The following is a 15,152-nucleotide window of genomic DNA, read 5'->3' as shown; positions in this document are numbered from 1 at the left end:
TCATCCTTTGACGGCGCCAGCCATGAGACCACGCACGAAGTAGCGGCCGGCGAGCACATAGACGAGAAGGGTGGGCAGTGCCGCGATCATCGCGGCGGCCATGTTGACGTTGTATTCGACGACGCCGGTCGAGGTGTTGACGACGTTGTTGAGCGCCACCGTCATCGGCATCGCGTCGCCGGTGCCGGCGTAAGCCGAGGCGAACAGGAAGTCGTTCCAGATGTTGGTGAACTGGTAGATCACCGTGACGACGAAGATCGGCATTGAATTCGGCAGCATGATGCGCCGGAAGATCTGGAAGAAGGAGGCGCCGTCGACCTGTGCCGCCTTGACCAGTTCGGTCGGGAACGCCTCATAGTAGTTGCGGAAGAACAGCGTGGTGAAGCCGATGCCGTAGACGACGTGGACGAAGACGAGGTTGACCGTCGGGTTGCCTAGGCCAAAGCTGGTTCCCGTTGCATTCTGCAGCGTGACGCCGAAGCGGCCGAGACTGCCGAGGATGGTCGCCATCGGCAGCAGCACCGACTGGAACGGGATGAAGCAGGCGAACAGCATCAGCCCGAACACCAGCGTTGCCCCGCGAAAACGCCACTTGGTCAGCACGTAGCCGTTGAGCGCGCCGAGCATCGTCGAGATCAGGACGGCCGGGACCACCATCTTGATGGAGTTCCAGAAATAGCCCTTGATGCCGGCGCAGGTGAGGCCGACGCAGGTCTCGCCCCAGGCCTTCAGCCACGGATCGAAGGTCGGCGCCCTGGGCAGCGCCAGCATGTTGCCGTTCTGGATCTCGTCCATGGTCTTGAACGAGGTCACCAGCATGACGAACAGCGGCATCAGATAAAATAGCGCAAACAGCGCCAGCAGCCCGTAGATGACGATGCGGTTGATAACCTTGACGTTGACGCCGCCGGAGGCCTGGCGGGCGGGAGTGGTGACGGCGCTCATCGCGGCTTCTCCCGCAGTTCCGAATAGAGATACGGCACGATGATTGCGACGATGGTCATCAGCATGATCACGGCGCTGGCCGAGCCGACGGCCATTTCGTTGCGCTTGAACGTGTACTCATACATGAAGTTGGATGGCAGCCAGGCCGAGCCGCCGGGGCCGCCGCTGGTCAGCGCCACGACCAGATCGTAGGACTTGATGGCGAGGTGCGCGAGCACGATGAAGGCCGACAGGAAGATCGGCCGCAGCAGCGGGATGACGATGCGGCGGTAGAGCTGGAAGGTGGTGGCGCCGTCGATCTGCGCCGCCTTCATGATCTCGCCGTCGATGCCGCGCAGGCCGGCCAGGAACATCGCCATGATGAAGCCGGAGGCCTGCCAGACGCCGGCAATGACCACCGTGTAGATGACGAAATCCTTGTTCTTGATCCAGTCGAAATGGAAGCTCGTCCAGCCCCATTGATGCAAGGTCTGCTCGAGGCCGAGGCCGGGATCGAGGAACCATTTCCAGGCGACGCCGGTGACGATGAAGGACAGCGCCATCGGGTAGAGATAGATCGGCCTCAGCACGCCTTCGCCGCGGATCTTCTGGTCGAGCAGGATGGCCAGGAACAGGCCGAGCGCCAGGCAGATTGCGATGTAGAGGAAACCGAAAATACCCATATTGGTGATCGACGTGTACCAGCTCGAGGGCGGGTCGGTGTCGAAGGTCCAGCCCCACAGTCGCTGATAGGCGCGCGAGCCGGTTAGGACATAGGATGGAAAGGTCTTGGAATTGGTGAAGGACAAATAGATCGTCCACAGGATGAAGCCGTAGACGAAGACGATGGTGATGGCGAAGCTGGGCGCCAGCACGATCTTCGGCAATGCGTCCTGCAGGCGTGAGCGCACCGAGGCGCGTGGCCGCGCATGCTCCGGCGTCAGCTTGATCTGGCTTGTCGCTACCGTGCTCATGGGGCTCCTCCCGTCGACTCGCGGCCAACCAGCTTCGCAGACATAAGTTCGCGGATCTGGGCCTTCCCCGCCGGAGCGGGGAAGGCGTTTTTGGCGCGTGGCGCTTACTTGGCGTCGTCGATCGCCTTGACCAGCTCGGTCACGGCTTCGTCCGAGGTCTTGATCTGACCATGGACGAATTTGGAGACGACATCCTTATAGGCATTGGCGACCGCCGGGGGCGCGCCATAGCCCTGGGCCAGCGAGCCGAACAGCGTGCCGCCTTCGTTAGCTGCCTTCAGGTCGGCGATGCCCTTCTTGCCGCACGCGTCGAAGTCGGTGTCCGGAACGTCGGTACGAGCCGGAACCGAACCCTTGACGACGTTGAAGGCCGACTGGAAGCTCTTCGACAGGGTGGCGGTGGCCAGCGCGACCTGGGCGGCCTTGCGGTCGTCCGGAACATTGAACATGCCGAACATGTCGGAGTTGTAGATCACCGAGCCGTCGGTGCCCGGGAAGCGATAGCACAGGAAGTCGGTGCCCGGCGTTTTCTTGGCGGCGTTGAACTCGCCCTTGGCCCAGTCGCCCATGACCTGCACAAGAGCATCGCCCTTGATGACCATGGCGGTGGCAAGGTTCCAGTCGCGGCCCGAGAAGTTCGGGTCGACATAGGTGACGAGCTTGGCGAGGTTATCGAACGACTTCTTCATCGTGTCGGACTTCAGGGACTCGTCATCGAGGTCATTGAAGGCCTTCTTGTAGAACTCAGGTCCGCCGGTCGACAGCACGACCGAGTCGAACATGGTGGCTTCCTGCCAGTTCTGGCCGCCGAGAGCGAGCGGGATCACCCCTGCCGCCTTGGCCTTGTCGAGCAGGGCAACGAAGTCGTCGAAGGTCTTCGGCTCGGTGCCGCCGATCTTGTCCAGGACGGCCTTGTTGATCCACAGCCAGTTGACCGAGTGAACGTTGACCGGAGCCGCGACCCACTTGCCCTCATAGACCGAAAACTTCTGCAGGGCTGCCGGAACGGACTTGTCCCAGCCTTCCTTCTTCGCCGTTTCGGTCAGGTCGCCCATGACGCCGGCAGCGGCGTAGTCGAGCACGGTGTAGCCGAGCATCTGCGAGGCGGTCGGATAATTGCCGGCCGCGACCATCGCCTTCAGCGCGGTCATGGCGGCGTCGCCGCCACCGCCGGCCACCGGCACGTCCTTCCAGGCATAGCCTTCCTTGGCCAGATCGCCCTTAAGGACGTTGAGAGCAGCCGCTTCGCCACCCGACGTCCACCAATGCAGCATCTGGACTTCCTTGACGTCCTCGGCGTGGGCCGCGAAAGCCAGGCCGGATGCGAGAGCGGTTCCGATAAGCAGTTTGCGCAACATGTACTACCTCCCTTGTTGCATTACACGACCGGTGAAGCCCACCGGGTTCTTCTCAACTCAGCCGACCCACCACCCGGTGCGCTGGCCGCGATGAAACTGGATTGTCTTTTCCTCGGTATAGTCCTCGACGGCGCGTTTGCCGAGTTCGCGTCCGAGACCGGACTGCTTGTAGCCTCCGAAAGGCAGCTCGGGATAACCTTCCATGAACGTGTTCACCCAAACGGTTCCCGAACGCACCCCACGCGCCACCGACATGCAGGTGTCGATGCTGGCGCTCCACACGCCCGCCGACAAACCATAAGGCGTGTCGTTGGCGATGTGCAACGCCTTTTCAATCGATTCAAATGTCAGCACCGAGAGCACCGGGCCGAACACTTCTTCGCGGGCGATGGCCATATCCTCGGTGACGCCGCGAATGATGGTGGGATCGAGATATTGGCCGACATTGGAGGCCAATTGCTTGCCTCCGCTGTAAACCTGGCTGCCGTCGCCTTCAGCCGCAGAAACATAGCCGGCCACCTTCTTCAGATGGTCGGACGAGATCATCGCGCCCACCTTGGTTTGGTCATCGAGCGGATCGCCGACCGTAACCCTGGCGGTAAGCGCCTTGACAGCGCTGAGAAAATCGTCGGCGATCGCCTCGTGCACGATCAGCCGGCTGCCGGCATTGCAGCACTCGCCGGCATTGAAGAAGCCGCCGAACACCGCCGCATCGGCGGCCGCTTCGAGGTCGGCGTCCGGGAAGACGACCTGACCGTTCTTGCCGCCGAGCTCCATCGAGACTTTCTTCAGCGATTGCGCGGCCGAGGCCATCGTCATCTTGCCGACGCGGGTCGAGCCGGTGAACGAGACCATCTCGACCAGGGGATGGCTGACCATCGGCGCGCCGACGTCGGCACCAAAGCCGGCCAGGATGTTGACGACGCCGGGGGGTAGGCCGGCCTGCAGCAGGATATCGCCGAGCACAAAGCTCGACGCCGAGGTCATTTCGCTCGGCTTGACCACCGCCGTGCAGCCGGCGGCGAGCGCGAAGGGCAGTTTCTGGCTGACGATCAGGAACGGGAAATTCCACGGCGTGATGATCGAGACGACGCCGATCGGCTCGCGCAGCACGACGCCCAGCATGGCATCGCCGAGATTGGCATAGCTTTCGCCGTGCAGCGTGCGGGCGAGCGAGGCGGCGTAGCGCCAGATATCGACGGCGCCGCCAATCTCACCGCGCGCCTGGGCGATCGGCTTGCCGGATTCCAGTGCATCGAGCCGGGCGATCTCTTCCAGCCGGCCCTCGATCAGGTCAGCCGCCTTGAGCAGGATCGCGGCACGCTCAGCTGCCTTCATGCGCGGCCATGGTCCGGTCTCGAACGCCTTGTGGGCGGCCTGCACAGCGGCTTCCACTTCGGCCTCGCCGGCCTGCGCGTAGTGCGAGACGGTGAAGCCGTGGCCGGGGCTATTTCGAGCAATCGTGCGGCCGTCGCGGGCATCGACATGCTTGCCGTCGATCAGCAGTCTGTACGCTTTCGGTGCCGCAGCCGCCTCGGCCGGCATGGCGATCTTGAGGGGGGCGTTCATCTGTTTTCCTCTAGGATCTCGAAAAGGCTGGCTTCTGCTTGGCCTTGAAGGCATCGACGCCGGCCTTGAGATCTCCGGTCAGGGCGATGAAGCCGCTGGCCAGCGCTTCGGTGGCGGCGGCACTTTCCTCGCCTTCGGCGACCGCGATCATCAGCTTGGCGGCTTCGGTCGCCAGCGGGCCGCGCTCGGCGATCTTTTCCGCCCACGCCCTTGCTTCGTCGTATGCCTTGCCAGTCGCGACCACCCGGTCGACGATGCCCAGAGCGAGTGCCTCGGGGGCGAGAAAGATCTCGCCGCCGAGCGCCATGCGGCGCACCGTCTGCGCGCCGAAGCGGCGCACGGCGCGCTGCGTGCCTGACCAGCCGGGCACGACACCGATCGAAGTTTCAGGGAAGCCCAGTTTCACTTGTGTTTCCGCCACGCGGAAGTCGCAAGCCACAGCCAACTCCAGGCCGCCGCCCAGCGCATGGCCGGACAGGACGGCGATGGTCGGCTGCCGCAGCCGCGCCAAGCGGTCGAAGACGCGGTGGCCATAGCGCACCCATTGCACCTGGAAATCGGCGGCACTCATCCGCGCCCACGCCTCGACATCGCCGCCGGCGCAGAAGCCCTTGCCTTCGCCACGGATGAGCACGACGCGCACGCCGTCGGCCGCTTCCGCTTCGTCGAGCGCTGTTTCGAGCGCGCGAAGCATGGGGATATCCAGTGCGTTGAATTTCTCCGGCCGGCGCAGCGTGACGATGCCGAGGGCGCCATCCTGTTTGAAGGTGACGAGAGGCTCAGCCATGCGCGCCTCCGAGCGAGGCGCCGCCATTCAGTGACAGGCCTATCGGTTGCTCCTGATAGAGGGCTGCCGGTGTCGTCTTGAGGTCCTTGGCAACGCCCAACGGGATTTCCGACTGCGCCAGCACATCGCGCTGTAGATCGATGCCGGGTGCGAGTTCTGTGACGACCAGGCCCTCCGGCGTGAGCCTCATCACGCAGCGCTCGGTGACATAGGTGATGTCCTGCCCCTGCGCGACCGCGCGCTTCCCCGAAAACGAGATGTGCTCGACCTCGTTGACCACCTTCTTGACCTTGCCCTCCTGCTCGATGCGGATACCGCCATCGGCCAGAGACAGCTTGGCGCCGGCGTTGAAGAAGCCGGAGAAGACGATCTTCCTCGCCCGTGCGGTGATGTCGACAAAGCCGCCGGCGCCGGCGGTGACATGCGGGCGCGCCGAAAGCTTCGAGACATTGACCGAGCCATGGCGATCGATCTGCAGGAAGGACAGCAGCGAAGCGTCGAAGCCGCCGGCCTGGAAATAGATGAACTGGTGCGGCGAGGGCATGAAGGCGTCGGCGTTCGACGAACAGCCGAATTTGAAGTCGAGCAGCGGCACGCCGCCGACCGCGCCCTGTTCGATCACCCAGGTAATCTTGCCGTGCTGTCCTTCCTCGAGAAGGATGCGAGGGACATTGGCGGAAATACCGAAGCCGATGTTGACGGCCATGCCGTCGCGCAACTCCATGGCGACGCGGCGCGCGATCACTTTCTGGACGTTCATCTCCGGCGTGCGGAAGCTCGACAGCGGCCGGAAAATTTCTCCGGAGATGGCCGGGTCATAGGGTGTCAGCGTCGTCTGCAACTGGTCGGGCGCGACGACGATGTGGTCGACCAGGACGCCTGGCACGCGCACATCATGCGGTTTCAGCGTGCCGTTTTCGACGACGCGCTTGACCTGCGCGATAACGATGCCGCCATTGTTGCGGGCGGCGAGTGCCTGTTCGAGGCCGCCGAGATAGGCACCCTCATGCTCATAGGTGAGGTTGCCGCGCTCGTCGGCTGACGTGGCGCGGATGATCGAGACCTGCGGCACGATGGAGCGGAAATAGAGCCATTCCTCGCCGTCGAACTGCTGCACCGAAACGATCGGCTCGCTGGCGGCGGCGTTCATGGCGCAGCCCTGGTGGCGCGGGTCGGCGAAGGTGTCGAGACCGACCTTGGTCAGCACGCCCGGCCGCTTGGCGGCCGCTTCGCGGTGCATGTCGAACAGGATGCCGGACGGCACGTTGTAGGCGGCGACCGAATTGTCGCCGATCATCTTCCAGATCTGCGGCGGTTCGGAAGAGGAGGGGCCGGACGGGTAGGAGCCGCACAAAGTACGCTTCAGCAGGCCGGGCTTGGCCAGATGGTCGATGCCTTTGATGCCGTACATGTCGCCGGCGGCGATCGGGTGAAGTGTGGTGATATTTTTTGGGTGGCCTTCCCCATCGAAGCGTTCGCCGATCGCGGCAAGCACCGCGTCCGGACAGCCGAGACCGCTCGACGACGACACGGATACGACCATGCCGTCCTTGATCAGGCCCGCTGCCTGCGCTGCCGAAACGACCTTGCTCAATTCATGCTCCCCGAACCGGCCGTCCTGTTTCGGGTGCGGCGATCCGGGCCACAGCTTTCCCTGACGACCAGATTGACCGCGCCGATATGGTCCTCGGCCCGCGTGGTGCGCGACTGGATCATTTTCAGCATGACATGGGCGGCGCGTTCGCCGAGGCCGGCCGAGTCCACCGCGACGCTGGTCAGCGCCGGCATGTAATGCTCGGCCTCGGCCACGTCGTCGAAACCGACGATGGCGAAATCAGTTCCCGGCTCAAGCCTACGCTTGCGCAGCGCCAGCATGGCGCCAAAGGCGACAGCGTCGTTGAAGCAGAGCGCCGCGGTCGGCGGCTCAGCCATAGCGAGAGCGGTTTCCAGGCACGCTATACCACCTCTGCGGCTGGTCTCGCCCTCGACGACCAGTGCGTCGCGGGCGGCGATGCCCTGCGTCTCGCAGGCTTCGCGAAATCCGCCAAGCCGCTCGTGATAGACCACCAGGTCGGACGAGCCGCCGAAGAAGACCAGCCGGCGATGTCCCTTGCCGATCAGATGAGCGGTGGCGAGATAGGCGCCGCGATGATTATCGGGCGCGATCACGGGGATGCGGCTTTCCGGTAGCCGGCGCATGGCGAAGACCACCGGCAGGCCCGCCGTCTCGATCCTACGGAAGGCGCCCGGCGTCGTGCCGCGAGCCGGCGACACGATGAGACCGGCGACGCCTTGCTCCATCAACGACTTCAGCACTTCTTCCTGGCGCACCGGATTTTCCGCCGTGTTGGCGATGAACGGCACGATACCGGCCGACTGGAAGACGCGTTCCATGCCAACCGCCAGCTCTGCGAAGAAAGGATTGGTGAGATCGTTGATGACCATGCCGATGACGTTGGAGTGCGCCTTGCGCAGATTGGCGGCGCCGCGGTTGTAGACGTAACCGACATCCTCGATCGCCTTGCGCACCTTGCTCGCTGTTTCGGGCCGGATCAGCCCGCTGCCCTGGAGCACGAGCGATACCGTCGATTTGGACACGCCTGCTTCGCGGGCGATGTCGAATATCGTTGCCTTGGCCCGGTTGGCCATCCAGATGCATCCTCCCCGAGTGCAGCTCAAAAGTATTGGAACGTTCTAATCTCTGCTCCGCTCGTGAGTCAATCGGGATTTTTCCAGCGCCTCGAACATCGATTGTGCGTACTCAAATGGCATGCCCTGTAAGGCTTTTTTGTTGCAATGCAGCATTCTCTTCTGCGGGGGCGTGCGAATCTTAAAGGTTCTTGATTTATTGGAACGTTCCATTTAGTAGCGTTTCGAAGGGAGAGATGGATGGACATTTCCTTGCCTGGTGAAGGTGGCGGCAGCACCCGCTACACGCTGATCGGCGAACCCGTGCAGCCGATGGTCGGCGCGCGATTTTCGCGTATCGCCTATGCCGCCGCGCACATCGTTGCCGATCCGCTCGCCATGACCGATCCGTGGTCCAGGCCGGTGGTCGACTGGGACAGGACGATGGCGTTCCGTCACCATCTGTGGCGGCTGGGCTTCCGCATCGCCGAAGCGATGGACACGTCGCAGCGCGGCATGGGCTTCGACTGGGCAAACGCACAGGAATTGATCCGCCGTTCGATCGCCGAGGCGCGCACCGTCGATGGCGCCGATCTCGCCTCGGGTGCCGGCACCGACCATCTGGCGCCCGCCGCTGCCAGGACGCTCGACGATGTAATCAGCGCCTATGAGCAGCAGTTCGCTTTCATCGAAGGGCTCGGCGGCAACGCGATCATGATGGCCAGCCGGGCGCTCGCGGCGACAGCCAAGGGCCCGGATGACTATGTGCGTGTTTACGACCGAATTCTCGGCCAGGTCTCCGGCAAGGTCATCCTGCACTGGCTGGGCGACATGTTCGATCCGGCGCTCAGGGGCTATTGGGGCAGCAGCGATTTCGAGGCCGCGCTCGACACCGTGGTTGCCATCATCGAACGCCACGCCGGCAAGGTCGAAGGGATAAAAATCTCATTGCTCGATGCCGGCAAGGAAGTTGCGCTCAGGAACCGGCTGCCGGACGGCGTCGTCATGTTCACTGGCGACGATTTCAATTATCCCGAACTGATCGCCGGCGACGGCAGGAAGCACTCGCACGCACTGCTCGGTATTTTCGACGCGATTGCGCCGGTCGCCAACGCAGCGCTGGCGAAACTGGCGGAAGGTGACCGCGCCGGCTATGACGCGTTGATGGCGCCGACCGTGCCGCTATCGCGAAAAATCTTCGAAGCGCCGACCGAATATTATAAGGCCGGCATCGTCTTCATGGCCTGGCTGAATGGTCATCAGGACCATTTTGCGATGATCGGCGGCATGCAGTCGGCGCGCGGCATCCGTCACTATGCCGACGTGTTCCGCCTTGCCGACCAGGCAGGTTTGCTCGCCGATCCCGATCTGGCGGTAGCCAGAATGAAGAGCCTTTGCACCGTCGCGGGCATCTGAAGCGCGGAAAGGCTGACCGGTCGAAGAGGACGCGTCGCCACGCGATTGCTGCGCCTGCCCAGGTGTTTCCGCTGTCGAACGACCGCGAGGGTGGTTTTCGCCGTCGTCACCAATTTTCTTGTGAACCAATTTCTCTCGAGGCGCGACCAAGCGATGTGTCCAAACATGGTCCATCAAGGAGAACGTCTGATGTTTACTGTTTCAAGAAACGTCCTTTTGGCCGCCATCGCCGTTTCGGTGCTGGCCGGCTGCAAGACAACCGCTCCCAGGGAATGCGACAAGCTGAAGCCTGGCGTCACCTACAACGGCAAATGCTGCGGTCTCGGAGAGCCTTGTCGCGAAGGCAAGGGCGGCGGCGACAGGCCGGGAAATACGCCTGATCCAGCGCCGCAATGATCTGATCGAGTGCGGCCCGTTCCGGTCAAACGCCGGGACGGGCGCGTTGCGCTCGAAAAACTCGCCAGTGTCCAGCTTCCCTTGGGCGAACGAAAATTGTCCAGCTCGGGCGAGCGGGCCAGGATGCCGATTCAAGTCTGATCGTCTGGTTGGATGGTGGGCGTGACAGGGATTGAACCTGTGACCCCTGCAATGTCAATGCAGTGCTCTCCCGCTGAGCTACACGCCCATCCGAAGCCGCGCATACACCATTTTTGATCCAGCGCGTCAATAGCAGGAAAAAGGAAAGAAGGCGTCGTCTCGCCGCAGTGGCGAAGAGGTGCGGCGCCTCGCTTAAAAAACGGCTCAGGCCGCCTGCAGCATCTTCTCGACCTCGTTGACGAGGTCACGCAGATGGAACGGTTTCGACAGCACCTTGGCGTCTTTCGGCGCCTTGGAATCAGGGTTCAGCGCAACGGCGGCGAAACCGGTGATGAACATGACTTTCAAATCAGGATCGATCTCTGTGGCGCGGCGCGCCAGTTCGATGCCGTCCATCTCCGGCATGACGATGTCGGTCAACAGCAGCGAGAACGGTTCCTCGCGCAGCCGCTCATAGGCGCTGGCGCCATTGTCGAAATCGCTGACCTGGTAACCGGCGCGCTCCAGCGCCTTGACGAGGAACCGACGCATATCGTCGTCGTCTTCCGCCAGAAGAATGCGTGCCATGATATCCCGTCCGAATCACCCGCCCGAGATTGCCGTTGGGCAAGCCCGTTAACCATCCTGTATATGAGGAGGTGAGGGTAAACATCAAGTGAACGCTGACGGGGATGATCCATATTTGCCGGGCGTGTGCTGCGGCCGAAATGCTGGACACGCGGCTTGCAAGGTGGCACTTTCACATCATGATGCACTGGTGTTTTCGGGTTCGTTCAAATTGAAGACGGCAGCCGAGGATTTTTCGGTCTTTCCACCCTTCGAAATCCGGTCGGGCGTCGAGCAGCGCGTCCCCTTCCTCTTCAACTCGCCGCATAGCGGCCGCTACTATCCGGAGCGCTTCCTTGCCATGGCAAGGCTGGACCGCAACGCCATCCGCCGGTCCGAGGACTGCTACGTCGATGAGCTGTTCGGCGGCGCCGTCGCGCTCGGCGCACCGCTGCTGGCGGCGAATTTCCCGCGCGCCTATCTCGACGTCAATCGCGAGCCGTGGGAACTCGATCCGCGCATGTTCGCCGAGCCAGTGCCGTCTTTCTGCAACATCCGCTCGGCGCGGGTGGCCGGCGGGCTTGGCACGGTGCCGAAGCTGGTGGGCGAGGGGCTCGACATCTATTCCGGTCGCCTGCCTCTGGCCGAAGCCGTTGCCCGCATCGAGGCCGTCTACAAGCCCTATCACGAGACACTGAAGCGGCTTTTGACCAGGACCCATGCGCGGTTCGGTTTTGCCGTCCTGATCGACTGTCATTCGATGCCGGCGAGCATCCGTGTCGGCGACAGCGGTCTGCGGCCCGACTTCATCATCGGCGACCGCTTCGGCATCTCGGCAACCGCCGCCCTGACCGAGACCGCGATCGGCCTGCTCAGCGCCATGGGCTATTCGGTTGCCCACAACAAGCCCTATGCCGGCGGCTTCATCACGGAACACTATGGCCGCCCGGCGCGCCATCTGCACGCGCTGCAGATCGAGGTCAATCGCGGGCTCTACATGAACGAGCGGACATTCGAGAAGGCCGCCGGCTTCGATGCGCTGGCCGATGATCTGACGCGGTTCTCAGCCGACCTGATGTCGATGCCCGACCATCATTTTATCGACCTGCCGCTGGCCGCGGAGTGAGCCGACCGGCCGCTGGCCGCAGAGTGAAATCGCGGCGTAAAAAAAGACCGCATCGTTTGCACGATACGGTCGAAGTCTAGGGAGGAAACGCCCAAGGAGGGCATGGACAGGAAACCCTGTCCGAGATCAAGGGTATTGTGCGCTGCACAAATGTCAAGCGACCTTCAGGCTTTTTTAATTCACTCTGATGTGGAAATTGCGTTTCGACGACGCTTGTGTGACATCCGGGCAACAGATGCCGTCGCGGCAAAGCCGTCGAACACTCTTGTTTTGGTACGAAATTGGCGGCAGAGCACGGCTCGGACATGCTGCAGTGCGGGAGAATCAGTTGGACATCAGTGTCGATTTCATGCGCCGCATCGCGCAGGTGGCAGCGACGGAGACCTTACCTCGCTTTCGCAGCCAAGGTGCGGTCGCCAACAAGGAACAGGGCAGTTTCGATCCGGTCACCGAGGCCGATCGCGAGGCCGAGCGCGCCATCCGGGCGCTGATCTCTGCTGAGTATCCCGATCATGGTATTCTAGGCGAGGAGCATGGCAGCGAGAACATTTCGAGCCGGCACGTCTGGGTGATCGATCCGATCGACGGTACGCGCGCGTTCATTTCCGGCCTGCCGGTGTGGGGCACACTGGTCGGGCTGACGATCGACGGCGACGCCGTTGCCGGCATGATGGCGCAACCCTTCACCGGCGAGCTTTTCTACGCCAACGGCTCGGGCTCCCATTATGAGGGGCCAGGCGGGCCGCGAAAACTGACGACCCGTAAGACGACGAAGTTGGACCAAGCGACGCTGTTCACCACCACGCCGGCCCTGTTCAAGGGCGAGGCGCGCAACCGTTACGATGCATTCGAAAGACAGATCCAGCTCGCCCGCTATGGCGCCGATTGCTATGCCTTCGCCATGATCGCCTCAGGAAGCGTCGACATCGTCGCCGATCCCGGATTGAAGCCCTACGACATCGTGGCGCTGATCCCGATTATCGAAAAGGCAGGCGGCGTCGTCACCACATTCGATGGCGGGCCGGCGGAACAGGGCGGCGATGTGCTCGCCGCGGCGACGCCGGAGCTTCATGCCGCCGCCATGGCCGCCTTGCGCGGCTAAACGAGCGTCCGCTGCCATTCAGGTGATGCCGACCGCTTGAAGCAGTCGTTTTACTGCCGGCGCACCCCTTGGGGAGCGGGCCAGCGACCGGCGCCTGTCAGGCTGTGGGGTCGTCGCTCCCGGGAATGAAGGCGTCGAAAGCGGCGAGCAATTGCTCGCGATAAATGTCGGCTTCCTGCAGGATTTCGTGGCGGGAGCCATCGATCATCAGCAGCGAACCGAGCCGCAGACGCCTGGCGTAGGTTTCCACGGCCCTGGTCGAGACGACCTGGTCGGCGCCGGCGGCGATTATCAGCAGGGGGACCTGAATTCCTGCCATGAAGTCGGGGTCGCTGACAGCTTCGGAGGCTTTCGCGGCTGCCCGCAGCCAGCGGATCGTCGGACCCCCAAGCGCCAGTTGCGGATGTTCTTCATAGAGCCGCGTGTTGCGTCGATAGCGTACCGGGTCAGACGTCAGCTTGTTGGTCTCGAAAGGGGCCGTCACCTTCGGCCGCGGACCCCAGGCGGCATAGAGCCGGCCGAGGCCGAGAACGCAGAACAACGAGCAGACGCGGCGAACCGTCGAGATCGAGACCGGCAGGTCGGGCAGCGTCAGGAAGGGCGCGATCAGCACCATGCGCCGGATGCGGTTCACCATCGACGGGGCGGCAAGCAGGGTGATCAAGGCACCTGCCGAATGGGCGAGGATGTAGTACGGTCCGCGGCAATCGGGCAGCACGATCTCCTCGAAGAACTGTTCGAGGTCGGCGGTGTAGTCGCGGAAGCTGCTGACGTAGCCGCGCTGGTGATCGCGGATCAGCCGGTCGGAATCGCCCTGGCCGCGCCAATCGAGGGTGGCGACGCCAAAGCCGCGATCGGCAAGGTTGCGGATGGTTTCGAAATATTTCTCGATGCACTCGTTGCGGCCGGTGAGCAGGACCACGGTGCCCTTCATCGGGCGAGCGACTGCGCCGAACAGGCCGTAGCGGATATTCTTGCGGTCACGCGTGGTGAAGAAGCCGCCGGTGGCATTTTCCGGCCGCGGATTGCCCTCGATTTCGTGAAAAAGGGAGTTTTCGGTGAAAAGATCCGTCATTCGGCGCTTCGTGCTCGGCGTCTCGCATGCCCGCCTGCGCTGGCCGGCTCCGCTAAGGTGATAAACGCCCATGCGCCAAAAGCCAAGGAATTCCCGGTGAAGGGGAGGCTGCACCAGGGAAGGCCGGAAGCCGCTCGAAAGCGTGCTTCCGGCCTCTGTCGATCCGGGAGGAAGGGACGTTACACCCGGTCGGCCTCGTTGCGGTGCCTGTTGTGCAATCGGCGCCGCCAATCCTTGATCCTGAAATGCACCCTAGCGCCGGCTGCCTGAACGCGCGCCGAAGTGCCGGTTCATCTGCCGTTCATCAAGGGGCCGGCCGCCGTGGCTTTTGCCGCCAGGTGAAATCTTGAAATGCTTTCCAGCGCTCCCCAAATGTCTCGTGCGGTCGCCAATGTCGGGGCCGCTGGCCCACCCGAAACGCCGCTCAAGGGTTTCGCACCGGCCATACGCAAACCATGTTGCTCAACAGGAGAACACCTCATGCGTCACGTTGATTTTTCCCCGCTTTATCGCTCTACCGTCGGCTTCGATCGTCTCTTCACGATGCTCGATTCGCTCGCGCAGCCGGATGGCGCGCAGACCTATCCGCCCTACAACATCGAGCGCACCGGTGAGGATTCCTACCGCATCTCGATGGCGGTTGCCGGCTTCTCGGACGAGGAAATCTCGATCGAAGCCCATCGCAACGTGCTGACCGTGAAAGGTGAGCGCAAGGACGAGGGCACCGGCGAAGGCTCTGAGCTGCTCTATCGCGGCATTGCCTCGAGGGCTTTCGAACGCCGCTTCCAGCTTGCCGACCACGTCGAGGTCGTTGGCGCCTCGCTGAAGAACGGCCTGCTCTTCGTCGACCTCAAGCGCAACATCCCCGAGGAGCTGAAGCCGCGCAAGATCGCCATTACGGCGTCTTCGGCCAAGGCCAAGCAGATCGAGGCCAAGACCGCTGCCTAAAGTACAAGTCTCCTCCCGAGACGGAAGCGGGGGCGCAAGGGGGCGGGGTTTTTTTTTGGGGGGGTTTCGGTTTGAAGGGGGCATGGGGGGCCAACCGGGGCCGTATAAGGGGGGCGGGGGGCTCCGGGGGGGGCAGCCGGGGCGCAACAAGTCCTCCGCGGG

General features: G+C 63.0%; 14 protein-coding genes and 1 tRNA gene. 5 read left to right on the top strand and 10 right to left on the bottom strand.

Going from position 1 to position 15,152, the window contains the following annotated elements:
• The 7 genes from NKJ00_RS08940 to NKJ00_RS08910 form a co-directional block, all read right to left on the bottom strand.
• A complete protein-coding gene (locus NKJ00_RS08940) occupies nucleotides 1-945 on the bottom strand; it encodes a carbohydrate ABC transporter permease (protein ID WP_023810088.1) in 945 nt (314 codons plus the stop codon).
• Entirely contained in the window at nucleotides 942-1,898 is a 957-nt protein-coding gene (locus NKJ00_RS08935) for a carbohydrate ABC transporter permease (RefSeq protein ID WP_024502750.1), read from the bottom strand. The genes NKJ00_RS08940 and NKJ00_RS08935 overlap by 4 nt, the downstream gene beginning before the upstream one ends.
• A gap of 104 nt (nucleotides 1,899-2,002) precedes the next feature.
• Nucleotides 2,003-3,256, bottom strand: a complete 1,254-nt coding sequence (locus NKJ00_RS08930) for an ABC transporter substrate-binding protein (RefSeq protein ID WP_292139034.1) — start codon at nucleotides 3,254-3,256, stop codon at nucleotides 2,003-2,005.
• 57 nt (nucleotides 3,257-3,313) lie between these two features.
• Nucleotides 3,314-4,825, bottom strand: coding sequence for an aldehyde dehydrogenase family protein (locus NKJ00_RS08925; protein ID WP_352629489.1), 1,512 nt, complete (start codon nucleotides 4,823-4,825; stop codon nucleotides 3,314-3,316).
• A 10-nt stretch (nucleotides 4,826-4,835) separates the two neighbouring features.
• Nucleotides 4,836-5,612 (bottom strand): enoyl-CoA hydratase/isomerase family protein, encoded by a 777-nt coding sequence (locus NKJ00_RS08920; protein WP_128303133.1) that lies wholly within the window; start codon nucleotides 5,610-5,612, stop codon nucleotides 4,836-4,838.
• Nucleotides 5,605-7,206, bottom strand: coding sequence for an acyl CoA:acetate/3-ketoacid CoA transferase (locus tag NKJ00_RS08915; RefSeq protein WP_128303132.1), 1,602 nt, complete (start codon nucleotides 7,204-7,206; stop codon nucleotides 5,605-5,607). The genes NKJ00_RS08920 and NKJ00_RS08915 overlap by 8 nt, the downstream gene beginning before the upstream one ends.
• Nucleotides 7,203-8,261 carry a LacI family DNA-binding transcriptional regulator gene (locus NKJ00_RS08910; protein WP_023810081.1) on the bottom strand — a complete coding sequence of 353 codons (1,059 nt, stop codon included), beginning with the start codon at nucleotides 8,259-8,261 and terminating at the stop codon, nucleotides 7,203-7,205. Before NKJ00_RS08910 ends, NKJ00_RS08915 begins: the two co-directional genes overlap by 4 nt.
• A gap of 240 nt (nucleotides 8,262-8,501) precedes the next feature.
• Between NKJ00_RS08910 and NKJ00_RS08905 the strand changes: the two genes are divergently transcribed.
• Both NKJ00_RS08905 and NKJ00_RS08900 read left to right on the top strand, forming a co-directional pair.
• A complete protein-coding gene (locus NKJ00_RS08905) occupies nucleotides 8,502-9,656 on the top strand; it encodes a dihydrodipicolinate synthase family protein (RefSeq protein ID WP_352610311.1) in 1,155 nt (384 codons plus the stop codon).
• 189 nt (nucleotides 9,657-9,845) lie between these two features.
• On the top strand, nucleotides 9,846-10,052 hold the full coding sequence (locus NKJ00_RS08900; RefSeq protein WP_023810079.1) for a hypothetical protein: 207 nt from the start codon (nucleotides 9,846-9,848) through the stop codon (nucleotides 10,050-10,052).
• A 154-nt stretch (nucleotides 10,053-10,206) separates the two neighbouring features.
• On the opposite strand, the gene NKJ00_RS08895 is transcribed toward NKJ00_RS08900, so the two are convergent.
• Nucleotides 10,207-10,281: transfer RNA gene (locus tag NKJ00_RS08895), tRNA-Val, on the bottom strand.
• 116 nt (nucleotides 10,282-10,397) lie between these two features.
• A complete protein-coding gene (gene cpdR / locus NKJ00_RS08890; protein WP_006199474.1) occupies nucleotides 10,398-10,760 on the bottom strand; it encodes a cell cycle two-component system response regulator CpdR in 363 nt (120 codons plus the stop codon).
• A gap of 163 nt (nucleotides 10,761-10,923) precedes the next feature.
• On the opposite strand from cpdR, the gene NKJ00_RS08885 reads away from it, so the two are divergent.
• On the top strand, nucleotides 10,924-11,865 hold the full coding sequence (locus tag NKJ00_RS08885; RefSeq protein ID WP_352629487.1) for an N-formylglutamate amidohydrolase: 942 nt from the start codon (nucleotides 10,924-10,926) through the stop codon (nucleotides 11,863-11,865).
• A gap of 328 nt (nucleotides 11,866-12,193) precedes the next feature.
• Nucleotides 12,194-12,967, top strand: coding sequence for a histidinol-phosphatase (hisN, locus tag NKJ00_RS08880; protein WP_352629484.1), 774 nt, complete (start codon nucleotides 12,194-12,196; stop codon nucleotides 12,965-12,967).
• Between the two features lie 97 nt (nucleotides 12,968-13,064).
• Here the strand turns inward: hisN and NKJ00_RS08875 are convergent, their stop codons facing one another.
• Complete coding sequence (locus NKJ00_RS08875; RefSeq protein ID WP_023810076.1) at nucleotides 13,065-14,042, bottom strand: alpha/beta fold hydrolase; 978 nt, start codon at nucleotides 14,040-14,042, stop codon at nucleotides 13,065-13,067.
• Between the two features lie 480 nt (nucleotides 14,043-14,522).
• Here NKJ00_RS08875 and NKJ00_RS08870 point away from each other — a divergent pair, with 480 nt between their 5' ends.
• The gene (locus tag NKJ00_RS08870; protein WP_013529716.1) at nucleotides 14,523-14,990 is read left to right on the top strand and encodes an Hsp20 family protein; all 468 of its coding nucleotides are present in this window, start codon (nucleotides 14,523-14,525) and stop codon (nucleotides 14,988-14,990) included.
• The last annotated feature ends 162 nt before the right edge of the window (nucleotides 14,991-15,152 follow it).

The organism is Mesorhizobium sp. M0227, from assembly GCF_040321855.1.
Taxonomy (GTDB): domain Bacteria; phylum Pseudomonadota; class Alphaproteobacteria; order Rhizobiales; family Rhizobiaceae; genus Mesorhizobium.
Note: the sequence above shows the minus strand (reverse complement) of the source record. Positions and strands in the feature narration are given on the sequence as shown.

What these genes read in the sequence shown, in the direction of transcription:
- NKJ00_RS08930 (WP_292139034.1), bottom strand. Translation starts at nt 3,256, where the DNA reads ATGTTGCGCAAACTGCTTATCGGAACCGCTCTCGCATCCGGCCTGGCT.
- NKJ00_RS08910 (WP_023810081.1), bottom strand. Translation starts at nt 8,261, where the DNA reads ATGGCCAACCGGGCCAAGGCAACGATATTCGACATCGCCCGCGAAGCA.
- NKJ00_RS08875 (WP_023810076.1), bottom strand. Translation starts at nt 14,042, where the DNA reads ATGACGGATCTTTTCACCGAAAACTCCCTTTTTCACGAAATCGAGGGC.
- cpdR (WP_006199474.1), bottom strand. Translation starts at nt 10,760, where the DNA reads ATGGCACGCATTCTTCTGGCGGAAGACGACGACGATATGCGTCGGTTC.
- NKJ00_RS08920 (WP_128303133.1), bottom strand. Translation starts at nt 5,612, where the DNA reads ATGGCTGAGCCTCTCGTCACCTTCAAACAGGATGGCGCCCTCGGCATC.
- NKJ00_RS08935 (WP_024502750.1), bottom strand. Translation starts at nt 1,898, where the DNA reads ATGAGCACGGTAGCGACAAGCCAGATCAAGCTGACGCCGGAGCATGCG.
- NKJ00_RS08905 (WP_352610311.1), top strand. Translation starts at nt 8,502, where the DNA reads ATGGACATTTCCTTGCCTGGTGAAGGTGGCGGCAGCACCCGCTACACG.
- NKJ00_RS08900 (WP_023810079.1), top strand. Translation starts at nt 9,846, where the DNA reads ATGTTTACTGTTTCAAGAAACGTCCTTTTGGCCGCCATCGCCGTTTCG.
- NKJ00_RS08925 (WP_352629489.1), bottom strand. Translation starts at nt 4,825, where the DNA reads ATGAACGCCCCCCTCAAGATCGCCATGCCGGCCGAGGCGGCTGCGGCA.
- NKJ00_RS08940 (WP_023810088.1), bottom strand. Translation starts at nt 945, where the DNA reads ATGAGCGCCGTCACCACTCCCGCCCGCCAGGCCTCCGGCGGCGTCAAC.
- NKJ00_RS08870 (WP_013529716.1), top strand. Translation starts at nt 14,523, where the DNA reads ATGCGTCACGTTGATTTTTCCCCGCTTTATCGCTCTACCGTCGGCTTC.